A 20,707-nucleotide genomic window follows, 5' to 3' on the forward strand; every position below is an offset into this window, starting at 1 on the left:
TTTTACAAGCGAGCGCTTTAAACTCAGAGGTAAAAAAAGCCAACATCTCGTTGGCTTTCCATAGGATTGATTAGATTGCAGTCAATGATGGTGTCACTAGCATAATAATATTGCGCTTGATAGATTGAACAACCCAGTGAAGATAAACGATGTCTGAAACGTAGGAAAACACCGCCCTTGCGCTTCAAACCTTACGGCAACGTCTTCTATCTCAGTCTGAACGCGTTGAAAGACACACAATTGAGCTTTACTTCTTCAAACCACTTTCCATGCAGGCAGTGCTTCTTGTAAAAGCTCTAACGAACTACGATTGAGTTAGCTATTTTTTGCTACCGTGTTACACGCCATAAGACCAACCAAACACCATCACACTCACGTCCTGTTAAGCAAAAATCGCTTTTCACTCCGAGTAGACGATAATCATTGTGTTATCAAGTCAATTCGGTTATGTCCCAGATTGGCTAATATCACATGTCATGTCATGTCATGTCATGGTACATCCTATGAGCTTCTCTACTTACGCAATACGCTTATATTTGATATCCCACACACCATGCCCAAGACGGTGACCACGAGCTTCAAATTTGGTTAATGGACGCTCGTCAGGACGAGGAACGAAATCACCATCTTTCGCAATGTTTTCAAAACCAGGCGCTTGGTTCATGACTTCAATCATGTGCTCTGCGTAGTTTTCCCAGTCGGTCGCCATGTGGAAAACACCTTCATTCAGTATCAACTTTTCACGGACCATTTCAGCAAAATCTAACTGAACGATACGACGCTTATGGTGACGTTTCTTATGCCATGGGTCAGGAAAAAATAGCTGTACGGTTGCTAGACTGTTATTGGGTACCATGTGTTCAAACACCTCCACGGCATCATGACACATGACGCGTAGATTCGTCACACCAGCTTCACGTGCGTCCGAAAGACATGCACCAACACCTGGGCTATGAACTTCAATACCGATAAAGTTCTTCTCTGGTGCGTTCTTTGCCATTTCAACCAAGGAAGCCCCCATACCAAAGCCAATTTCAAGTACGACAGGGTTGTCATTCCCAAACACCTCGTTCCAATTAAGAAATTCCGCTTTGTAATCGATACCCATGGTCGGCCAGCACTCATTCATCGCGCTTTCTTGACCTTTAGTTAGGCGGCCTTCGCGACGAACGAAACTGCGGATTTTACGGATCAGCTTGCCGTCTTCGTTGTATTCGTTAGTGGTTACTTCACTCATTGACTTTGCCTGCACATTGATTAATCAAAGCGGGGATTATCCAAAGAATTTACTTAGGTGCAAGTATTTGTTGAACTCTGGGGCGATGCCAGCGCAACAGCGACAACACATTCCTTTATATCCCCACACTTTATCCGTTGTACTTCTTGCCCATTATGTGGTGCAATTTTGCACCTAACCAATAATAGAATACAGAGCAAGTCGTGACACCTTTCGCCAATGCCATTTTAAAATGGTATGACGCATATGGGAGAAAAGAGCTTCCATGGCAACAAAACAAGACCGCTTACAGTGTCTGGCTGTCTGAAATCATGCTTCAGCAAACTCAAGTCACTACGGTTATTCCATATTATCAGCGTTTCTTGGAACGTTTTCCAACCGTGGTCGATCTTGCCTGTGCAGAACAAGATGAAGTCCTGCACCTTTGGACAGGCTTAGGTTATTACGCCCGTGCTCGTAACCTTCATAAAGCCGCGAAACAGGTCGCCTTAAAATACAATGGTGAGTTTCCTCTTGATATAGAGCAGATGAACGACTTACCAGGGATCGGGCGCTCTACCGCTGCTGCCATTTTATCGTCTGTGCATAAACAGCCACATGCGATTCTCGATGGCAATGTAAAGCGCACCCTTTCTCGCTGCTTTGCCGTTGAAGGATGGCCAGGGCAGAAAAAGGTTGAAAATCAGCTATGGAAAATAGCGGAAACGCACACCCCCCAAGCGGACGTTGATAAGTATAACCAAGCAATGATGGATATGGGGGCGTTGGTCTGCACTCGCAGCAAACCCAAATGTAGCCTGTGTCCCGTTGCTGACCTATGCGTGGCCAAAAAACAAGACAATGTGCTCGACTACCCGGGTAAAAAGCCGAAAAAAGACAAACCTGTGAAGCAAACGCGTTTCGTGATGCTTCATCACCGTAATGAACATGGTCACGAAGTGTGGCTAGAACAAAGACCACAAACTGGCATTTGGGGTGGGTTATTTTGCTTCCCACAAACCGAACATGCGGATGTCGAAAGTGATATTGAGCTGCTATTGGAACAAAGAGACATCCAAACCAGCGACATCAAAAAACAACAAACACTGATTACATTTCGTCATACATTTAGCCATTATCACCTCGATATCACGCCGATTTTGATTGATTTATCAAACCAGCCCAGCATGATAATGGAAGGTAATAAAGGTCTTTGGTATAACTTATCTAAACCTGAAGAAATCGGTTTAGCAGCGCCAGTCAAGCAATTGCTGGAAACGCTGCCTTACGAACTTCGTTAATTGAATACAAGGAGTCATTATGAGCCGCACTGTGTTTTGTGCTCGACTAAAGAAAGAAGCCGAAGGGCTAGACTTTCAACTTTACCCTGGTGAACTAGGTAAACGCATTTTCGACAATATTTCGAAAGAGGCGTGGGCTCAGTGGCAACACAAACAAACCATGTTGATCAATGAAAAGAAACTCAACATGATGGATCCTGAACACCGAAAACTGATCGAAACAGAAATGGTGAACTTCCTATTTGAAGGAAAAGACGTTCATATCGAAGGTTACACACCACCAAGCGAATAAATAGCTTGAGTTAAAGCAATGACACCATAACCCGCTTGTGGTGTCATTTTTCTATTAGCCTCAATTAGCCTGATACCTGATACTTATGAAAAAAATTGTCTTTATTGCTGCCGCACTTTTAATGGCAGGCTGTAGTCGTGAGTTCGTCGAAAAAATCTATCACATCGATTATGAGCCGACGAACCGTTTCGCCAACCACTTAGCGGAACTCCCAGGACAATTTGCAAAAGATACCGCAGCGTTGGATGCGTTGATCAGTAGCTTCTCTGGCAATATCAAAAAGCGCTGGGGTAAAAAAGAAGTAAAGTACGCAGGCAAAAGCAATTACGTCAAATACATCGATAACTACCTAAGTCGTGCAGAGGTCGACTTTCGCAAAGGCGTGATCACCATCGAGACCGTCTCTCCAACCGAGCCTCAAAAACACCTCAAAGATGCAATCATCACCACTTTATTAACGCCTGACGACCCCGCCCACGTGGATCTCTTTTCATCTAAAGGGATAACATTAGAGGGCCAACCTTTTTTATATAACCAAGTTGTCGATCAAGACAACAAACCAATTCAGTGGTCTTGGCGTGCACGTCGATTCGCCGATTATCTCATCGCAAATAAAATTCAAACCAAAGACGTCGACTTTAAAAAAGCGCACTATGTCGAAATTCCTATGGTAGAAGACCACTTCTCGCAACGTAGCTATCAATATGCTGATATCGTACGCCGAGCCTCTAAGAAATATGACATTGCTGAAGACTTGATTTACGCCATCATCAAAACTGAGAGCAGTTTTAACCCATACGCGGTGAGCTGGGCCAATGCTTACGGTTTAATGCAAATCGTACCTAAAACTGCGGGTCGCGATGTCTTCAAGCTCGTTAAGAAGCGTTCAGGTCAACCAAGTCCAGAGTATCTATTTAACCCTGAGAATAATATTGATACTGGTACTGCGTATTTCTATATTTTAAAAAATCGTTATTTGAGAGATGTTCGTCATCCAACCTCGCTCGAATATAGTATGATTTCTGCTTACAATGGTGGCACTGGTGGTGTACTAAATACCTTCCATCGCAGAGATCGCAAACGCGCGATGCAAGACTTAAATTCGTTGCAACCTAACCAAGTTTATTGGGCATTAACCAAAAAACATCCGAATAATGAAGCTCGTCGCTACCTCGAAAAAGTGACAAATTTCAAAAAGGAATTTAGCTCAGCGCAAACTTTATAGTGAGAGTTGAATAAAAAGCGTTCGAACAGCCACTTTTTTGAAATTATTTAAAAAAAGTGGTTGACGCAAAGCGGTAAAATCCGTTTAATAGCGCTCCGTTGCCCGGATAGCTCAGTCGGTAGAGCAGAGGATTGAAAATCCTCGTGTCGGTGGTTCGATTCCGCCTCCGGGCACCACAAATTGATTTGTTGGTGTTTTAATAAAACCTTACAACACAGACAAAAGCATAAAGAATATAGTGTGCCGACTTAGCTCAGTAGGTAGAGCAACTGACTTGTAATCAGTAGGTCACCAGTTCGATTCCGGTAGTCGGCACCATTCTTTTGCCTCGATAGCTCAGTCGGTAGAGCAGAGGATTGAAAATCCTCGTGTCGGTGGTTCGATTCCGCCTCGAGGCACCATATTTGGTGCACTTGCTTAATTAGCAAGACACAAACAGAATAGTTCCTCCTTAGCTCAGTTGGTAGAGCGACGGACTGTTAATCCGCAGGTCACTGGTTCGAGCCCAGTAGGAGGAGCCAACTTCTAGAATTTCATGTTTATGGGATTCAAATTAGCAGAGTTTACCTCTTCTAGAGAAAGAATAAAGCGTGCCGACTTAGCTCAGTAGGTAGAGCAACTGACTTGTAATCAGTAGGTCACCAGTTCGACTCCGGTAGTCGGCACCATTCTTTTGCCTCGATAGCTCAGTCGGTAGAGCAGAGGATTGAAAATCCTCGTGTCGGTGGTTCGATTCCGCCTCGAGGCACCATTATTTGGTGCATTTGCTTAATTGTAAATAATTGGCAAGACACAAACAGAATAATTCCTCCTTAGCTCAGTTGGTAGAGCGACGGACTGTTAATCCGCAGGTCACTGGTTCGAGCCCAGTAGGAGGAGCCAACTTTAAAAGCCGCATCAATAGATGCGGCTTTTTCATTTCTACCCTACTCTGTATATTCCCTCTCGCTAACTGAAGAAAGTGCTAAACCTTTTAGTAACCAAACGGAGAGACTGGGTTAATAAGCTCTCAATAAAGCATTAGTTTAAAGTCAATTGCTCTATATAATCCACGTTTTCAAGCATGCTTTTTTTTATTTTAAACTCATATTTCCCTTTTCAACTCGTCATTTTTCATCAAAGAAAGCTTGCTGGGCGGTGTCTTTGTGTCAAAAATGCATAAAAACAGCCCACTCCGAGCACATTTTCATCAAACGATAGCTAATTTTAATTTTATGGTTGACCTAATAAGCAAAAAACCGTTTAATACACCTCGTTGCCCGGATAGCTCAGTCGGTAGAGCAGAGGATTGAAAATCCTCGTGTCGGTGGTTCGATTCCGCCTCCGGGCACCACTATTTAAATTGTTGGTGCTTCGCACGAACAATTTATAAATAATATTAGTGTGCCGACTTAGCTCAGTAGGTAGAGCAACTGACTTGTAATCAGTAGGTCACCAGTTCGACTCCGGTAGTCGGCACCATTTATTCCTTTACTAGACAATTCCTCCTTAGCTCAGTTGGTAGAGCGACGGACTGTTAATCCGCAGGTCACTGGTTCGAGCCCAGTAGGAGGAGCCATTTTCAGTTAGTAAGTCGATTGCTTATTAACGAAAATGTGCCGACTTAGCTCAGTAGGTAGAGCAACTGACTTGTAATCAGTAGGTCACCAGTTCGATTCCGGTAGTCGGCACCACTTATTAAAAATTTGTTCCTCCTTAGCTCAGTTGGTAGAGCGACGGACTGTTAATCCGCAGGTCACTGGTTCGAGCCCAGTAGGAGGAGCCATATTAAAAAAGCCGCATTACTTGATGCGGCTTTTTTTTATCTGAAAGAAACTCCATCTTTCATTCATACCTAAGAAAAAAAACTAGCTTTTGTAATCAATCTTAGTCGGGAGGGAGTCGAGATTACCTTAAGCCACCTAGACAGACGTACTTAGTCTCTAAATATTCATCAAGTCCTTGCTTGCCACCTTCCCGTCCAACACCAGACTCTTTAACACCACCGAACGGCGCGACTTCAGTCGAAATAATCCCTTCGTTAATTCCAACCATCCCATATTCCAGCCCTTCGCTGAAGGTAATAATGCGCTTCAAGTTATTCGTGTAGAAATAACAAGCCAAACCATATTCTGTTTCATTTGCCATTGTGAGAACTTGTTGGTCATCTTCGAAGGTGATGATCGGCAATACAGGCCCGAATAACTCTTGTTGCACAATTGCCATTCTCTGCTCGACATTATCCAGAATTACAGGCTCCATAAAGCGGCCTGAACGCTTTTGTGGGTGGTTAACGACCTTAGCGCCTTCTTGTGCCGACTCGCCGATCACGGCTTCTAGACGGTGCTTAGATGCCATAGTAATAATAGGTCCAAGTGTAGAGTTAGGATTTAATCCATCACCAACGATCAAGTCAGGCAATTTCGCTAGGATTTTTTCAACAAATAGGTCTTTCACACTTTCATGGACATAAAGCCGATTCGTACAAACACATGTTTGTCCTGAGTTACGAAATTTAGAAGCAATAAGACCTTCCGCTGCAGCCTCCAAGTCAGCGTCATCAAACACAATAAAAGGCGCGTTACCACCCAGCTCCATAGAAACAGCTTTAACGGTGTCACTCGCCTGCTTCATCAAAATTTTTCCAACACGTGTCGACCCCGTAAAGGAGATCTTTTTAATTCTAGGATCTGTACTTAATATTTGCCCAAACTCCGCAGCCTGTTCTGATAAAACGAGAGGAAGAAGTGATTTAGGAACCCCCGCCTGGTAAGCCAACTCAACAACGGCAATGGCAGTTAAAGGGGTAAGTGCTGAAGGTTTGATCAACATGCCACAACCAGCCGCCAACGCCGGTGCCGCTTTTCTCGTAATCATAGCGATAGGAAAGTTCCACGGCGTAATCGCCGCACAAACCCCCACAGGCTGCTTAAGCGTAGATAGCCGCCTATCTATTGAGGGGGCTGGAATAACCTCTCCATAGGCTCTTTTAGCTTCTTCAGAGAACCACTCAACAAAAGAAGCCCCGTACATTACCTCACCTCGACTCTCGGTTAAGGTTTTACCCTGCTCTAGGGTAATAATAGTCGCAATATCCTCTGCATTTTCAATCAGTAGCTGATACCATCTTTTCAAACGACAAGAACGTTCTTTCGCACTCAGCTTGGCCCAAACGACTTGCTCACTGACACACATGCTAATTAGGCCGTTCAACTCCTCAAGCGTGCTGGGCTTTAATCGAATTAACTCTTGTTCAGTTGCAGGGTTGATGACCACAATTCCCTCTTCCGAAGACCATTGCTTAAACACAGATGTTAAGGTTTCATTTTTTATTTGTTGTATCATCAAACTCACTCCTACGAGAACTCCTGTCAGGTTAATCTCTACAATCAAGATCAGCAAAGTAAAAACTTTTTAGTATCTCCTATTGTATCAAGTCACATTGACAGTGTAGTAAAACCAATCACAGTAAGTAAGTCAGAAAAAATAAAACAGGGCGAACACTGTTCACAATGCAAACTTATCGATAAGTCGTTGTTATAAAATCAAAATTATAACGAGACTATCGAGTGTTGTAACAAGCTAGAATGGTCAGTTAATTCATTAGGATTGGCATAAAGTCTTGGGTTTTAATAATAATCAAGCTGTAAAAATCACCTCTTACCGTGTATGAAAGAGAAAATTATTAGGACTAAAACTAGGGACTTAAGCTAAAAAGTGGAATAGTTGCTGGACTGACATTCCAGCGAGACTTTTTGAACAACGATACCAGTCATTCAGCATATACGAAAAGACCTCAGCTTTTTTACTGAGGTCTGGAGGACATGGTATGGCACTTAGGTTAGCGCGGAACTCATTCCCTAAAAAGAAAAGTAGAATTGTATAAACGACAAAAGCCTAGTCGATTGACTAGGCTTTCTAATAAGTATCTGGCGATGTCCTACTCTCACATGGGGAAGCCCCACACTACCATCGGCGCTATTTCGTTTCACTTCTGAGTTCGGCATGGAAGTCAGGTGGGTCCAAAATGCTATGGTCGCCAAATTAAATTTTTATCTTTTGCTTTAAGCTCTTATGAAAGAGCATAAAAAGATTGTAAGTGGTGCTGATACCCAGAATCGAACTGGGGACCTCATCCTTACCAAGGATGCGCTCTACCGCCTGAGCTATATCAGCATCAAAATATCTGTTCGGACTAAAAGAGCCCGTTTTAAAACGGGCTCTTTTACCTGTTGTTTTCACCTATAAAGGTAAAAACTAAAATTAAAGCCTGGCGATGTCCTACTCTCACATGGGGAAACCCCACACTACCATCGGCGCTATTTCGTTTCACTTCTGAGTTCGGCATGGAAGTCAGGTGGGGCCAAAACGCTATGGTCGCCAAGCAAATTCTTTTTAACTACCGCCAACGCAGTAATTAATAATCTGGAAAGCTGTTTCAGTTCTTAACACAATCAAGTTTTCTTGTATTGAGCCCATCAAAACCCCTTGGGTGTTGTATGGTTAAGCCTCACGGGCAATTAGTACAGGTTAGCTCAATGCCTCGCAGCACTTACACACCCTGCCTATCAACGTCGTAGTCTACGACAACCCTTTAGGATACTTAAAGTATCAGGGAGAACTCATCTCAAGGCTCGCTTCCCGCTTAGATGCTTTCAGCGGTTATCGATCCCGAACTTAGCTACCGGGCAATGCGTCTGGCGACACAACCCGAACACCAGAGGTTCGTCCACTCCGGTCCTCTCGTACTAGGAGCAGCCCCTTTCAATTCTCCAACGCCCACGGCAGATAGGGACCGAACTGTCTCACGACGTTCTAAACCCAGCTCGCGTACCACTTTAAATGGCGAACAGCCATACCCTTGGGACCGACTTCAGCCCCAGGATGTGATGAGCCGACATCGAGGTGCCAAACACCGCCGTCGATATGAACTCTTGGGCGGTATCAGCCTGTTATCCCCGGAGTACCTTTTATCCGTTGAGCGATGGCCCTTCCATTCAGAACCACCGGATCACTATGACCTGCTTTCGCACCTGCTCGAATTGTCATTCTCGCAGTCAAGCGGGCTTATGCCATTGCACTAACCACACGATGTCCAACCGTGTTTAGCCCACCTTCGTGCTCCTCCGTTACGCTTTGGGAGGAGACCGCCCCAGTCAAACTACCCACCAGGCACTGTCCTCACCCCCGATAAGGGGGCTAAGTTAGAACATCAACACTACAAGGGTGGTATTTCAAGGTTGCCTCCACACATACTGGCGTACGTGCTTCAAAGGCTCCCACCTATCCTACACATGTAGGGTCAATGTTCAGTGCCAAGCTGTAGTAAAGGTTCACGGGGTCTTTCCGTCTAGCCGCGGGTACACTGCATCTTCACAGCGATTTCAATTTCACTGAGTCTCGGGTGGAGACAGCGTGGCCATCATTACGCCATTCGTGCAGGTCGGAACTTACCCGACAAGGAATTTCGCTACCTTAGGACCGTTATAGTTACGGCCGCCGTTTACCGGGGCTTCGATCAAGAGCGTCGACCGAAGTCTAACCCCATCAATTAACCTTCCGGCACCGGGCAGGCGTCACACCGTATACGTCATCTTACGATTTTGCACAGTGCTGTGTTTTTAATAAACAGTTGCAGCCACCTGGTATCTGCGACTCCTAGTAGCTCCATCCGCAAGGGACTTCACCGCCAAGAGCGTACCTTCTCCCGAAGTTACGGTACCATTTTGCCTAGTTCCTTCACCCGAGTTCTCTCAAGCGCCTTGGTATTCTCTACCCGACCACCTGTGTCGGTTTGGGGTACGATTCCATCAAATCTGAAGCTTAGAGGCTTTTCCTGGAAGCATGGCATCAATGACTTCACATCCGTAGATGCTCGACGTCGTGTCTCAGCCTTAAAAAGAGCCGGATTTACCTAACTCTTTAGCCTACGCACTTGAACCTGGACAACCGTCGCCAGGCCCACCTAGCCTTCTCCGTCCCCCCATCGCAATTTGATTGAGTACGGGAATATTAACCCGTTTCCCATCGACTACGCCTTTCGGCCTCGCCTTAGGGGTCGACTCACCCTGCCCCGATTAACGTTGGACAGGAACCCTTGGTCTTCCGGCGTGGAGGTTTTTCACCCCCATTATCGTTACTCATGTCAGCATTCGCACTTCTGATACGTCCAGCATGCCTTACGACACACCTTCAACCGCTTACAGAACGCTCCCCTACCCAATACTCAAAGAGTATTGCCGCAGCTTCGGTTTACTACTTAGCCCCGTTACATCTTCCGCGCAGGCCGACTCGACCAGTGAGCTATTACGCTTTCTTTAAATGATGGCTGCTTCTAAGCCAACATCCTGGCTGTCTGAGCCTTCCCACATCGTTTCCCACTTAGTAGTAATTTGGGACCTTAGCTGGCGGTCTGGGTTGTTTCCCTCTCCACGACGGACGTTAGCACCCGCCGTGTGTCTCCCGGATAGTACTTACTGGTATTCGGAGTTTGCAAAGGGTTGGTAAGTCGGGATGACCCCCTAGCCTTAACAGTGCTCTACCCCCAGTAGTATTCGTCCGAGGCGCTACCTAAATAGCTTTCGGGGAGAACCAGCTATCTCCAGGTTTGATTGGCCTTTCACCCCTAGCCACAAGTCATCCGCTAATTTTTCAACATTAGTCGGTTCGGTCCTCCAATTGATGTTACTCAATCTTCAACCTGCCCATGGCTAGATCACCTGGTTTCGGGTCTATATCCAGAGACTAAGTCGCGCAGTTAACACTCGCTTTCGCTACGGCTCCCCTAGATGGTTAACCTTGCCACTGAATATAAGTCGCTGACCCATTATACAAAAGGTACGCAGTCACACCACGAAGGTGCTCCTACTGCTTGTACGTACACGGTTTCAGGTTCTATTTCACTCCCCTCACAGGGGTTCTTTTCGCCTTTCCCTCACGGTACTGGTTCACTATCGGTCAGTCAGTAGTATTTAGCCTTGGAGGATGGTCCCCCCATATTCAGACAGGATATCACGTGTCCCGCCCTACTCGATTTCACTGCATATGCGTCGTCAGTTACGGGGCTATCACCCTGTATCGCCAAGCTTTCCAGCTTGTTCACCTGACGCCTATAAAGCTTAAGGGCTAGTCCAATTTCGCTCGCCGCTACTTTCGGAATCTCGGTTGATTTCTTTTCCTCGGGGTACTTAGATGTTTCAGTTCCCCCGGTTCGCCTCGCTACGCTATGTATTCACGCAGCGATACTTACTTATGTAAGTGGGTTTCCCCATTCGGAAATCCCAGACTCAAGTGGCTTTTACTGCCTAATCTGGGCTTATCGCAAGTTAATACGTCCTTCATCGCCTCTGACTGCCAAGGCATCCACCGTGTACGCTTAGTCACTTAACCATACAACCCGAAGGAGTTTCGAGTTGATGTTCAAATCACCAAAGTTGTCTCTCATTATTTGAATGAGCGAGAGACATTTCGATTTTGCCGGACTCAATTTCGAATAATCACTGCAATAGTGATATTCCCAAGAACACTTGAATGTGTTGTTTTGGTGTTTATCTTAAAGATAAACATTGAGAACTTTATTTGATAACAACGTTGTTGTTATCAGTCAGCTTTCCAAATTGTTAAAGAGCAATTATAGCTCGAAGCTTTCGCTTCTAAACCATCAATCTGTGTGAACACTCATCGCAATAATCTTTCGTATAAGGAGGTGATCCAGCGCCAGGTTCCCCTAGCGCTACCTTGTTACGACTTCACCCCAGTCATGAACCACAAAGTGGTAAGCGTCCCCCCGAAGGTTAAACTACCTACTTCTTTTGCAGCCCACTCCCATGGTGTGACGGGCGGTGTGTACAAGGCCCGGGAACGTATTCACCGTGGCATTCTGATCCACGATTACTAGCGATTCCGACTTCATGGAGTCGAGTTGCAGACTCCAATCCGGACTACGACGCACTTTTTGGGATTCGCTCACCATCGCTGGCTCGCCGCCCTCTGTATGCGCCATTGTAGCACGTGTGTAGCCCTACTCGTAAGGGCCATGATGACTTGACGTCGTCCCCACCTTCCTCCGGTTTATCACCGGCAGTCTCCCTGGAGTTCCCGACATTACTCGCTGGCAAACAAGGATAAGGGTTGCGCTCGTTGCGGGACTTAACCCAACATTTCACAACACGAGCTGACGACAGCCATGCAGCACCTGTCTCAGAGCTCCCGAAGGCACACCAGAATCTCTTCCGGCTTCTCTGGATGTCAAGAGTAGGTAAGGTTCTTCGCGTTGCATCGAATTAAACCACATGCTCCACCGCTTGTGCGGGCCCCCGTCAATTCATTTGAGTTTTAATCTTGCGACCGTACTCCCCAGGCGGTCTACTTAACGCGTTAGCTCCGAAAGCCACGGCTCAAGGCCACAACCTCCAAGTAGACATCGTTTACGGCGTGGACTACCAGGGTATCTAATCCTGTTTGCTCCCCACGCTTTCGCATCTGAGTGTCAGTATCTGTCCAGGGGGCCGCCTTCGCCACTGGTATTCCTTCAGATCTCTACGCATTTCACCGCTACACCTGAAATTCTACCCCCCTCTACAGTACTCTAGTCTGCCAGTTTCAAATGCTATTCCGAGGTTGAGCCCCGGGCTTTCACATCTGACTTAACAAACCACCTGCATGCGCTTTACGCCCAGTAATTCCGATTAACGCTCGCACCCTCCGTATTACCGCGGCTGCTGGCACGGAGTTAGCCGGTGCTTCTTCTGTCGCTAACGTCAAAGAATACCGCTATTAACGATATCCCCTTCCTCACGACTGAAAGTACTTTACAACCCGAAGGCCTTCTTCATACACGCGGCATGGCTGCATCAGGCTTGCGCCCATTGTGCAATATTCCCCACTGCTGCCTCCCGTAGGAGTCTGGACCGTGTCTCAGTTCCAGTGTGGCTGATCATCCTCTCAGACCAGCTAGGGATCGTCGCCTTGGTGAGCCCTTACCTCACCAACTAGCTAATCCCACCTAGGCATATCCCGACGCGAGAGGCCCGAAGGTCCCCCTCTTTGGCCCGTAGGCATTATGCGGTATTAGCCATCGTTTCCAATGGTTATCCCCCACATCAGGGCAATTTCCTAGGCATTACTCACCCGTCCGCCGCTCGACGCCCAACAAATCACCCGAAGGCTCAATGTTGTCGTTTCCGCTCGACTTGCATGTGTTAGGCCTGCCGCCAGCGTTCAATCTGAGCCATGATCAAACTCTTCAATTTAAGATTTTGTCGGCTCAACGAATACTGACTTCAAAACTACAAACGTAATTTTAAAGCTATTATCGTTCCAACAGAACGATAATGAATTGACTGTGCCAAGATTAAACAAGTTAATCTCGATTGGTCACTCAGTTCATTGAAACCGTATTTGAAGCAAAAGCTTCTAATTCGATTATCATCAACGAGTGCCCACACAGATTGATAGGTCTATATTGTTAAAGAGCTTGCTTTTCGAGAAGCGTTTCTCTCAAAGCGGAGGTGAATTCTAGCGATATAACTGAAAGTGTCAAACACTTTTTCAACTAATTTTTTCGTAGAAGGTTTCGACCTTTCCGACCCTGCTGAAGCCTTATCGCATCTGCCGTGTCGGTGGATGCGCATTATAGGGAGAAGTATTTCTTTAGCAAGACTAAAAATGCATTTTTTCTAAAAAAACATGCTGACTGGGCACTTTCCACTCACATTTAAAATTACCCAGAGAGAACGCTCAGGTTCTCTACAGCTTATTCACAAAATGCTGTGGGTAACAACTTATGGCTATCGAAGTAATATGAAATGCGTGACCGAGAATTTAGGTACTCTTTAATTTTCTCAGGTCGCCTCGACGGATGAATCGCATTGACTGTCTTTATTTCCTTTGATGTAAGGTCAATAATTAGCGCCTGTGTCTTTAGCACCGCAGGGTCATAAACCAACACATATGGATATCATTGCAGGGAAGCGTTCACTGAAATCAATAAGCCAGCCATATTATGGACAACTGCGCCACTGTTCCCAGTGGAAACACTTCCGTGAACTTAATCATGATATTAAGTCTTTCTTCCTTTATATAAGTGTTGGCCGTTTTTCTATAAAGAAGAAAGCGATCAAAGCTCTTATTCACACTGCCATCACGCTTCGGCCATACGCACTTAGTTCTCTATTCATGTCAACTTCTTTTCTTGCCATCGCTTTTGCGGTTCATGATCTAACAACGCTTCGCTCGGGAGGTTGCTGCCAATGGTTATCTGAAAATGGTCTATAACCTCAACATTGCAGACGGTTGTATTATCATGGCGCTGAGCTCGACTTCAACTTATTGAGTTATTAGTGACGACTTCAGGTTTACGAGCTTTTTGGTTAGACCAGTACCCGGCGATAAGTGAGCCTGATATATTGTGCCAAACCGAGAATATTGTGCCAGCAATAGCCGAGGCAGGAGAAAAAAACTTCATCGCAAGTGCCGTTGCCAAACCCGAGTTTTGTAACCCCACTTCAAATGCAATTGTCCGGCAAGTCGACTCACTAAAACCAAGTATACGGCAACAGTAATAGCCAGCGGTCAGCCCGAGACCATTATGTAATATCACCGCCAGCGCAACTAAAGGCCCTACGGTATTTAGGTTATCAGCGTTTAACGCCACGACAATAGCAATAATTAGCACAATGGCAGCCATTGACACTAACGGCAAAATTGCATGAACTTTAGCTACGGCTTTAGGAATAAATGTATTGATGATGACACCAATCGAGACAGGAATTAATACAATCTTAACTAAACTCATCAACATGCCAGAGACAGGAACATCCACACTTTGACCAACAAGCCCCTCTACAAGTAATGGGGTTAGTAGTACTCCTAGCAAGGTAGATATCGCCGTCATCGAAATGGACAGTGCAACGTTACCTTTGGCAAGAAATACCATGACATTAGATGATGTCCCACCAGCCACACTGCCAACAAGAACCATTCCTACTGTAAGTTCCGTGCTAAACCCTAAAATGAAGCTAATGAATAAAGCTGCAAGAGGCATAATTAAAAACTGTAAGAATACCCCAACACCCACTGCTTTTTTATGCTTGAAGACATTCAGGAAGTCACTTGGTGATAAGCTGATCCCCATGGCAAGCATAATGACCGTAAGGAGCGGGACTATGTGAGGTTTTAACTCCACAAAGAAGCTTGGTAAAAAGTAAGCGGTTAATGCGAATACAACAGCCCACACTGGGAATAACTGAGTTAATCTCCCTATCATTTAGATGATCCTTATCTTGTCATTTAAAAATAGCGCCGGACGAGACTTTGTTTTTCAGTACAAAGCTATCGACGTAATAATTCGGGTAATGATTACAAATCATCTTTCCATATATCCCATTTATAAAAAAGACAACAACTCAAATACAGTGTAATACTTCATCTTTAAACTCAAATACTTAACATTAAACTACAGCGAAAGCCGCTAACAGAAGAAATCATAAAGAACACCATCATTACTAGTGCATAACACCATCAAACGTCGCTGATAAAAAGAAAGGTCGGCGTAAGAAGCCGACCTCTGGATGTAATACTAATTAAAAAGGTTTGTAAGGCAAAAACTTACCATCTAGCGTGACAACTGCTCGCGCCCCACCATCTGGATCTTCCACTTTTTTAATATCCATTTTGAAGTTTATTGCACTGATGATCCCGTCGCCAAACTGTTCATGCACCAATGCTTTGAGTGTTGTACCGTACACTTGCAACATCTCGTAAAAGCGATAGATAGTAGGGTCTGACGGCAGATTATTTTCAACGCAGCCTCGCAAAGGGATCATTTGTAGTAACGCTATTGCTTGCTCATCGAGCCCAAGCTTAGCACCAACCTTTTCAGCACAATCTTTTGGTAATGGTTGCTGCCCGAGCAAAGCAGCAGTAACAAAGACATCGCTTAGACCTGTGCCTTCGGCGATCTGCTCAAAAGATAGGCCTTTCTTCGCTTTCGCTTCAATAATGGTTTCAGTCAACTCACGACGAGCTGTATTTTCAACTTGTGACTGGATCATTGTTGTTTTCCTCATGTTGGTTATTAAATGACATCGATACAAAAAACTAGGTTGGAAATGCACAAACTTCAGTGTTGTCTCGCAAGGGGATAAACGTGTCAGTGCTACCATTGAAAGTCTCTATTTCTCCAGACTCAATATCGTAGACCCAACCGTGCAGAGCTAAGCGCCTCTCTTTTAAAGCCAAGCGAACTGAAGGATGGGTTTTGATATTTTCAATCTGAGCAAGCACGTTTTCTCGGATCATTGCTTCCGTGCTAGCACGCTCGCTGTTGTATTTCGTTGCTTTATGAACAATACGAGCTGAATCAGCATTTCGCAGCCAGTCATTCACCGCTGGCATGTGCTCCATACATTGACAGGTTGCAATGGCTTTCATAGCGCCACAATCTGAATGACCACATATCACTATATCCGAGACCTGCAAAGCAGCTACTGCGTACTCTATTGATGCAGAAACGCCACCGGGCTCTCGTCCGTATGACGGCACAATGTTCCCGGCGTTGCGGATAACAAACAATCCACCAGGCTCACTCTGAGTCACTAGCTCAGGCACAAATCGGCTGTCAGAGCATGAAATAAACAATGTGCTCGGACTTTGCTTCATCGCCAGATTTTTAAATAACTTTGTACGCTGGGGGTACGCTTCATTCTGGAATTTAATAAAGCCTTCAATAATATTTTTCAAAAACAACTACCTCTGTCGTTGTGTTGAAGAAAATATTATTACCTTATTGCAATAAGGTAAAAGACCCGTTTATTATCAAAGCTATAACCAAAACTTATGGAAAGAATATGATCTTAAGACATATTAAATACTTCCTTGCAGTTGCAGAGCACGGCAGCTTTACACAGGCCTCAGCCTCGATGTACGTCTCACAACCAGCGTTATCGCAACAAATCAAGCAATTGGAAGAAAATTTAGGGGTCGTACTGTTTGATCGCTCAGGTCGAAAGATCAGATTGACGGATGCCGGCGAAGTGTACGCACGTTATGCTCGTCGTTCATTGCAGGATTTAGAGGAGGGGCTCAGGGCAATTCACGACGTCGCCGATCTAAGTCGAGGTAACCTACGTATAGCGATAACGCCCACTTTCTCAACTTACTTCATCGGACCTTTGATAAAAGCATTTCACAAACGGTACCCTCATATAACCCTGAGTGTGGATGAAGTTTCTCAGGAGAAAATGGAAGAAAAGTTACTTGAAGATCAATTTGATGTGGGGATTGCATTTGAAACGGTACAATCTTCTGGTATCGATTCTCAGCCATTGCTTGTCGAAACTCTGGCATTAGTGGCCGCTCTGGATAATCCGCTGACCAAAAAAAACACCATTAACTTAAAGTCTCTCAATGATCAGTCGCTGGTACTTCTTAATCGTGACTTTGCTACTCGTGTGCATTTAGACCAATATTTCCGCGAACACCAATTACATCCTCAGGTACAGATGGAAGCTAACTCGCTAAGTGCCGTGATCGAGATAGTACGGCATACACAACTTTCAACTCTGCTCCCCGCTAGTATCGCGGAGAATTATCAAGAGTTAAAAGCGATCCCCATAGCGCCCTCATTTCTTCAGCGAACGGTGGTATTGCTACAGCGAAAAGGGGCTTATCAAACAGCAGCCACCCAAGCGCTGATTCAATTAGCCCATCAACAAATAAAAATGGATGCTTCCCTCTCTAACTCGCTTTATCACACGTAGGAACATTCATTACCATCACTAACCGCTATCTCACGATAAGCTGCTGAGCCTGTCCTCTTGGCAATACTGCCCTACAAATTTGCTAAAACCGGAGTTTGTTGGATTTACTAAGATTCCCTTGCGCACAGAATCGTCACGCGATGAACCATAGATGGACCATGGGAGAAATTTTAAGATTGATAAAGGGAGTTTATTTTGGGAAGAAAAGAGACGATAGCAGGAAAGGAAAACTGAGGTAAGATACTGAAAAGCCGAATATTTTCAAGCACCTAAAACGACGAAAGGCCGCTATAAAAGCGACCTTTCTATGTATGGTACCGGTGGGCGGACTTGAACCGCCACGCCCGAAGGCAACGGATTTTGAATACAAAATCAGCAAGGCTGATCCGTGTATAAACAATCATTTAAAGTCATTTTCACACCAGAATCCATGGTAACTTATCGTCATGAAATGCACTGTTAGATAACGCAAGTAGAAAACCTTAAATAACTATCGTTTGCTGATAATTTCGCCACAAAGTGTGACAAAGGAGATCTCATCACAACCCAGCCAGCCGTTTCACTTCTAAATCAACTATAAGAGACCATGAATCTTCTCGGTCACTTTCAGGTTCAAAATACCGTTGCTTAATGGGGAAGGTTCAAGTCTAGATGGTGTTGAGGCTAAACGTTTTGGGATAGCCATGTCCATTCATCCTCAGTCAACCAACCTGAGTACTCATCAACACGTGAAACAAACATTTTGTCACTTGCATCTAGATAGGGCGAGATCATGTCACGAATCTGTGTTGCATTATAATGTGTAGAAATGAGCCATGTAGAATCCATGATGTGATACCACTTAGAAAAGCTCTTTAAAACTTCATGTACTTTTTCGTATTTCTGACCCGGAGAATTCAAATCATAACTAACGCAGTAAACTGCCATTTTAAGTCACCTAATTAATAATAAAGAGACTTCATGATAAATAGAAAACAGGTTGAATATCTGTGGTTCACTTCCCAAAAGAGCCACGATATACGTGGTGGGTTACCACATTTCAGAAACAGAACGACAATGAGGAAGAATTAAGGGTAAGCACTATGAAGTACTTACCCTTATAAAATCAGAAATTAAACGGTACCACCACATCATCAAATGGAGATACTACCTTCGGCGAGTATTCTATACCTGTGATTTCAGATAGCGTTTCAATTGTAACCCCTAACTTTCGAGCCAACATATCAAATGTTATCCCTAAGTCAGACTCTAGTACTTCTATAGCCTGATTCATAACATGAGGAGATTCAATTGGGATTAACTCATCTCGACGCTCACCCTTTGTTTGACCAGTCTTACTAAACCAAACATTCGCAGAACGATATTGTTGAGCTGTAATAAAACCTAGAAAATGCGCTCTATAAATAATCGCCCTAGCACTCATTTTCCAACGCTGCTTCAAATCATACAAGCGATTCCAACTAATCCCTCGTTGAGTCAAACAACTTGGAAACTCAACCGCAAATGCTTCTCTAGGAAAGAGAAAAGCACTTGCGAACATATCAGCTTCCTTCTCTGTTTGTTTACAACCAGTTTCAATACCATTATGCATAATCAAATGACCACACTCATGAGCGATATCAAAACGTAAACGACATACACTGCCTTTTGCATTGTTGCGAATAATAATAGGGTATTTACGATTGACCGAAAGTGCATCCACTTTTTCTGACACACCATCAAAGCAAGTAACTATCGCCCCAGCATTCTCAGCCACATCAATCATGTCGTCTATAGGTGCATCAAGAGGCAGCCCCCAAAACTTGCGAGCACCTTCTGCAATTTTTTCAACAATCGGAGCTGATAGTTCTGGAATTTTATCTGCATCAATCAAGTTGAAGCGATTCTCAGGCAAATCTAAATTTTGGTGAAGTATACCGACTAGCTGTTCTAAAACAGTGCTGTACGAAAGAACTCTATTAGCAACTACTGCTGGAGTCGTCTTTCGCTTTCTAAAGTGACATTGCTCTGCTTTTACGTCCCCTGACAAGGGCATATAAAAGAAATCTACAGAGACACCAAGAAATTCAGCTAAAGCACCAACAACATCATCAGGAGGAGTCCTTGCCTCTCCTTCATATTGATGAATACTCTGGCGACTAACAGATACGGCATCTCCTACATCTTGTAAAGTATACCCTTTTAGCGTTCGTGCGAGACGTAATCTCTCACCAACAAAAAATTCACACATTAACGATTACCATTTTGTACATCGCTGTCTTCGTTTGGCTTTTTCTTAACTGATACCTTAGCTTTGTTAAGCTTAGCTGGTTCTGGCAATGCTTCAGTGACCTTACTTAAGACAGGAACAGGTTGTTCTAGCGGCACTTCATATGCAGACACTTGCTCTTCATTGAGATATCCCGTAAAGGTGATACGCTCAACATATCGATCAGAATCAACTTCAACCGCAAAAAGCCAGCGAATATATGATGATTCACCGATATCTTCAAACAAAAATGTCATTTGGCGATGTGCTTCCGCGCATGCAATTTGACGCCGTTTCCCAGGAGCTCTTGGAGAACCTCTATACATACGAACAGGAACGCCTCCGATAGAAAAAGTGAAGCGACCATCATCTTTTAACATACCAAGCCACGACCAATTTTCAGTATCTAACGTAGCCCAAATGATCTGCTGACGACAACATTCATAAGCTCTCAATCCCGTAGATCGGGCTGTGTCCCCAAGCTCTTCATTATGTAAATCAATAACGTCATCACGGACAGAACGAATTAGAGAAGCGGCCTGTTTAATACGTTCAGGCGTCAGCTCTGGAACAATATCCCAAGGGTCTTGCATATTTAAGGTTCCTAATAAATATATGTAGCGGTGAAATCACGTACAATAATATGCTTTTAACCAATTTTGTCAACACCATTAAAATAAGTCATC

The 20,707-nt window shown here is 44.6% G+C and carries 12 protein-coding genes, 13 tRNA genes, 4 rRNA genes and 1 pseudogene; 16 read left to right on the plus strand and 14 right to left on the minus strand.

Going from position 1 to position 20,707, the window contains the following annotated elements; all coding sequences use genetic code 11:
- Window positions 1-517: 517 nt before the first annotated feature.
- Complete coding sequence (gene trmB, locus AC3D28_RS08850; protein ID WP_098414756.1) at window positions 518-1,237, minus strand: tRNA (guanosine(46)-N7)-methyltransferase TrmB; 720 nt, start codon at window positions 1,235-1,237, stop codon at window positions 518-520.
- A gap of 203 nt (window positions 1,238-1,440) precedes the next feature.
- Here trmB and mutY point away from each other — a divergent pair, with 203 nt between their 5' ends.
- The 15 genes from mutY (at window position 1,441) to AC3D28_RS08925 (ending at window position 5,799) form a co-directional block, all read left to right on the plus strand.
- Window positions 1,441-2,517, plus strand: a complete 1,077-nt coding sequence (mutY, locus tag AC3D28_RS08855; protein WP_488534564.1) for an A/G-specific adenine glycosylase — start codon at window positions 1,441-1,443, stop codon at window positions 2,515-2,517.
- A gap of 19 nt (window positions 2,518-2,536) precedes the next feature.
- Complete coding sequence (locus tag AC3D28_RS08860) at window positions 2,537-2,809, plus strand: oxidative damage protection protein (RefSeq protein ID WP_098414754.1); 273 nt, start codon at window positions 2,537-2,539, stop codon at window positions 2,807-2,809.
- 85 nt (window positions 2,810-2,894) lie between these two features.
- On the plus strand, window positions 2,895-4,034 hold the full coding sequence (gene mltC / locus AC3D28_RS08865) for a membrane-bound lytic murein transglycosylase MltC (RefSeq protein WP_488534565.1): 1,140 nt from the start codon (window positions 2,895-2,897) through the stop codon (window positions 4,032-4,034).
- 100 nt (window positions 4,035-4,134) lie between these two features.
- Window positions 4,135-4,210: transfer RNA gene (locus tag AC3D28_RS08870), tRNA-Phe, on the plus strand.
- A 66-nt stretch (window positions 4,211-4,276) separates the two neighbouring features.
- Window positions 4,277-4,352 (plus strand) — tRNA-Thr (locus AC3D28_RS08875).
- Window positions 4,353-4,359: 7 nt separating this feature from the next.
- Window positions 4,360-4,435: transfer RNA gene (locus tag AC3D28_RS08880), tRNA-Phe, on the plus strand.
- Window positions 4,436-4,479: 44 nt separating this feature from the next.
- Window positions 4,480-4,555: transfer RNA gene (locus AC3D28_RS08885), tRNA-Asn, on the plus strand.
- 71 nt (window positions 4,556-4,626) lie between these two features.
- Window positions 4,627-4,702: transfer RNA gene (locus AC3D28_RS08890), tRNA-Thr, on the plus strand.
- A 7-nt stretch (window positions 4,703-4,709) separates the two neighbouring features.
- Window positions 4,710-4,785 (plus strand) — tRNA-Phe (locus AC3D28_RS08895).
- A gap of 55 nt (window positions 4,786-4,840) precedes the next feature.
- Window positions 4,841-4,916: transfer RNA gene (locus tag AC3D28_RS08900), tRNA-Asn, on the plus strand.
- A 375-nt stretch (window positions 4,917-5,291) separates the two neighbouring features.
- Window positions 5,292-5,367: transfer RNA gene (locus AC3D28_RS08905), tRNA-Phe, on the plus strand.
- 52 nt (window positions 5,368-5,419) lie between these two features.
- A tRNA-Thr gene (locus tag AC3D28_RS08910) sits at window positions 5,420-5,495 on the plus strand.
- Between the two features lie 21 nt (window positions 5,496-5,516).
- Window positions 5,517-5,592: transfer RNA gene (locus tag AC3D28_RS08915), tRNA-Asn, on the plus strand.
- Between the two features lie 39 nt (window positions 5,593-5,631).
- Window positions 5,632-5,707, plus strand: a tRNA-Thr gene (locus AC3D28_RS08920).
- 16 nt (window positions 5,708-5,723) lie between these two features.
- Window positions 5,724-5,799: transfer RNA gene (locus AC3D28_RS08925), tRNA-Asn, on the plus strand.
- A 122-nt stretch (window positions 5,800-5,921) separates the two neighbouring features.
- Here AC3D28_RS08925 and AC3D28_RS08930 read toward each other — a convergent pair.
- From AC3D28_RS08930 to AC3D28_RS08975, 10 genes and pseudogenes are all read right to left on the minus strand, one after another.
- The gene (locus AC3D28_RS08930; RefSeq protein WP_488534566.1) at window positions 5,922-7,358 is read right to left on the minus strand and encodes an NAD-dependent succinate-semialdehyde dehydrogenase; all 1,437 of its coding nucleotides are present in this window, start codon (window positions 7,356-7,358) and stop codon (window positions 5,922-5,924) included.
- A 582-nt stretch (window positions 7,359-7,940) separates the two neighbouring features.
- A 5S ribosomal RNA gene (gene rrf, locus AC3D28_RS08935) occupies window positions 7,941-8,057 on the minus strand.
- 56 nt (window positions 8,058-8,113) lie between these two features.
- Window positions 8,114-8,189, minus strand: a tRNA-Thr gene (locus AC3D28_RS08940).
- Window positions 8,190-8,281: 92 nt separating this feature from the next.
- Window positions 8,282-8,398 (minus strand): 5S ribosomal RNA (gene rrf / locus AC3D28_RS08945).
- Between the two features lie 114 nt (window positions 8,399-8,512).
- Window positions 8,513-11,402 (minus strand): 23S ribosomal RNA (locus tag AC3D28_RS08950).
- A 309-nt stretch (window positions 11,403-11,711) separates the two neighbouring features.
- A 16S ribosomal RNA gene (locus AC3D28_RS08955) occupies window positions 11,712-13,264 on the minus strand.
- The 16S, 23S and 5S rRNA genes sit together here with 1 tRNA gene alongside, the layout of an rRNA operon.
- Window positions 13,265-13,767: 503 nt before the next feature.
- Window positions 13,768-14,090, minus strand: a pseudogene (locus AC3D28_RS08960) (HD family phosphohydrolase); the annotation flags it as partial.
- Between the two features lie 244 nt (window positions 14,091-14,334).
- Entirely contained in the window at window positions 14,335-15,279 is a 945-nt protein-coding gene (locus AC3D28_RS08965) for a bile acid:sodium symporter family protein (protein WP_488534567.1), read from the minus strand.
- 316 nt (window positions 15,280-15,595) lie between these two features.
- The gene (gene cynS / locus AC3D28_RS08970; protein ID WP_488534568.1) at window positions 15,596-16,066 is read right to left on the minus strand and encodes a cyanase; all 471 of its coding nucleotides are present in this window, start codon (window positions 16,064-16,066) and stop codon (window positions 15,596-15,598) included.
- Window positions 16,067-16,112: 46 nt separating this feature from the next.
- Entirely contained in the window at window positions 16,113-16,754 is a 642-nt protein-coding gene (locus tag AC3D28_RS08975; protein WP_488534569.1) for a carbonic anhydrase, read from the minus strand.
- Window positions 16,755-16,861: 107 nt separating this feature from the next.
- Between AC3D28_RS08975 and cynR the strand changes: the two genes are divergently transcribed.
- Window positions 16,862-17,773: a transcriptional regulator CynR gene (gene cynR / locus AC3D28_RS08980; protein ID WP_488534570.1), complete on the plus strand. Its 912-nt coding sequence runs from the start codon at window positions 16,862-16,864 to the stop codon at window positions 17,771-17,773.
- Window positions 17,774-18,436: 663 nt separating this feature from the next.
- On the opposite strand, the gene AC3D28_RS08985 is transcribed toward cynR, so the two are convergent.
- The 3 genes from AC3D28_RS08985 to AC3D28_RS08995 all read right to left on the minus strand — a co-directional run bounded on the left by AC3D28_RS08985 (window position 18,437) and on the right by AC3D28_RS08995 (window position 20,614).
- Entirely contained in the window at window positions 18,437-18,601 is a 165-nt protein-coding gene (locus AC3D28_RS08985; RefSeq protein ID WP_254063484.1) for a hypothetical protein, read from the minus strand.
- Window positions 18,602-18,878: 277 nt separating this feature from the next.
- Entirely contained in the window at window positions 18,879-20,003 is a 1,125-nt protein-coding gene (locus AC3D28_RS08990; RefSeq protein ID WP_140372263.1) for a helix-turn-helix domain-containing protein, read from the minus strand.
- A complete protein-coding gene (locus AC3D28_RS08995) occupies window positions 20,003-20,614 on the minus strand; it encodes a peroxidase (RefSeq protein WP_488534571.1) in 612 nt (203 codons plus the stop codon). The genes AC3D28_RS08990 and AC3D28_RS08995 overlap by 1 nt, the downstream gene beginning before the upstream one ends.
- Between the last annotated feature and the right edge of the window lie 93 nt (window positions 20,615-20,707).

It is taken from the genome of Vibrio sp. TAP-3B, from assembly GCF_057784735.1.

Excerpts from the sequence above, each read along its gene's own strand:
- trmB (WP_098414756.1), bottom strand. The coding sequence starts at position 1,237 with ATGAGTGAAGTAACCACTAACGAATACAACGAAGACGGCAAGCTGATC.
- AC3D28_RS08860 (WP_098414754.1), top strand. The coding sequence starts at position 2,537 with ATGAGCCGCACTGTGTTTTGTGCTCGACTAAAGAAAGAAGCCGAAGGG.
- mltC (WP_488534565.1), top strand. The coding sequence starts at position 2,895 with ATGAAAAAAATTGTCTTTATTGCTGCCGCACTTTTAATGGCAGGCTGT.
- AC3D28_RS08930 (WP_488534566.1), bottom strand. The coding sequence starts at position 7,358 with ATGATACAACAAATAAAAAATGAAACCTTAACATCTGTGTTTAAGCAA.
- AC3D28_RS08965 (WP_488534567.1), bottom strand. The coding sequence starts at position 15,279 with ATGATAGGGAGATTAACTCAGTTATTCCCAGTGTGGGCTGTTGTATTC.
- cynS (WP_488534568.1), bottom strand. The coding sequence starts at position 16,066 with ATGATCCAGTCACAAGTTGAAAATACAGCTCGTCGTGAGTTGACTGAA.
- cynR (WP_488534570.1), top strand. The coding sequence starts at position 16,862 with ATGATCTTAAGACATATTAAATACTTCCTTGCAGTTGCAGAGCACGGC.
- AC3D28_RS08985 (WP_254063484.1), bottom strand. The coding sequence starts at position 18,601 with ATGGATTCTACATGGCTCATTTCTACACATTATAATGCAACACAGATT.
- AC3D28_RS08990 (WP_140372263.1), bottom strand. The coding sequence starts at position 20,003 with ATGTGTGAATTTTTTGTTGGTGAGAGATTACGTCTCGCACGAACGCTA.
- AC3D28_RS08995 (WP_488534571.1), bottom strand. The coding sequence starts at position 20,614 with ATGCAAGACCCTTGGGATATTGTTCCAGAGCTGACGCCTGAACGTATT.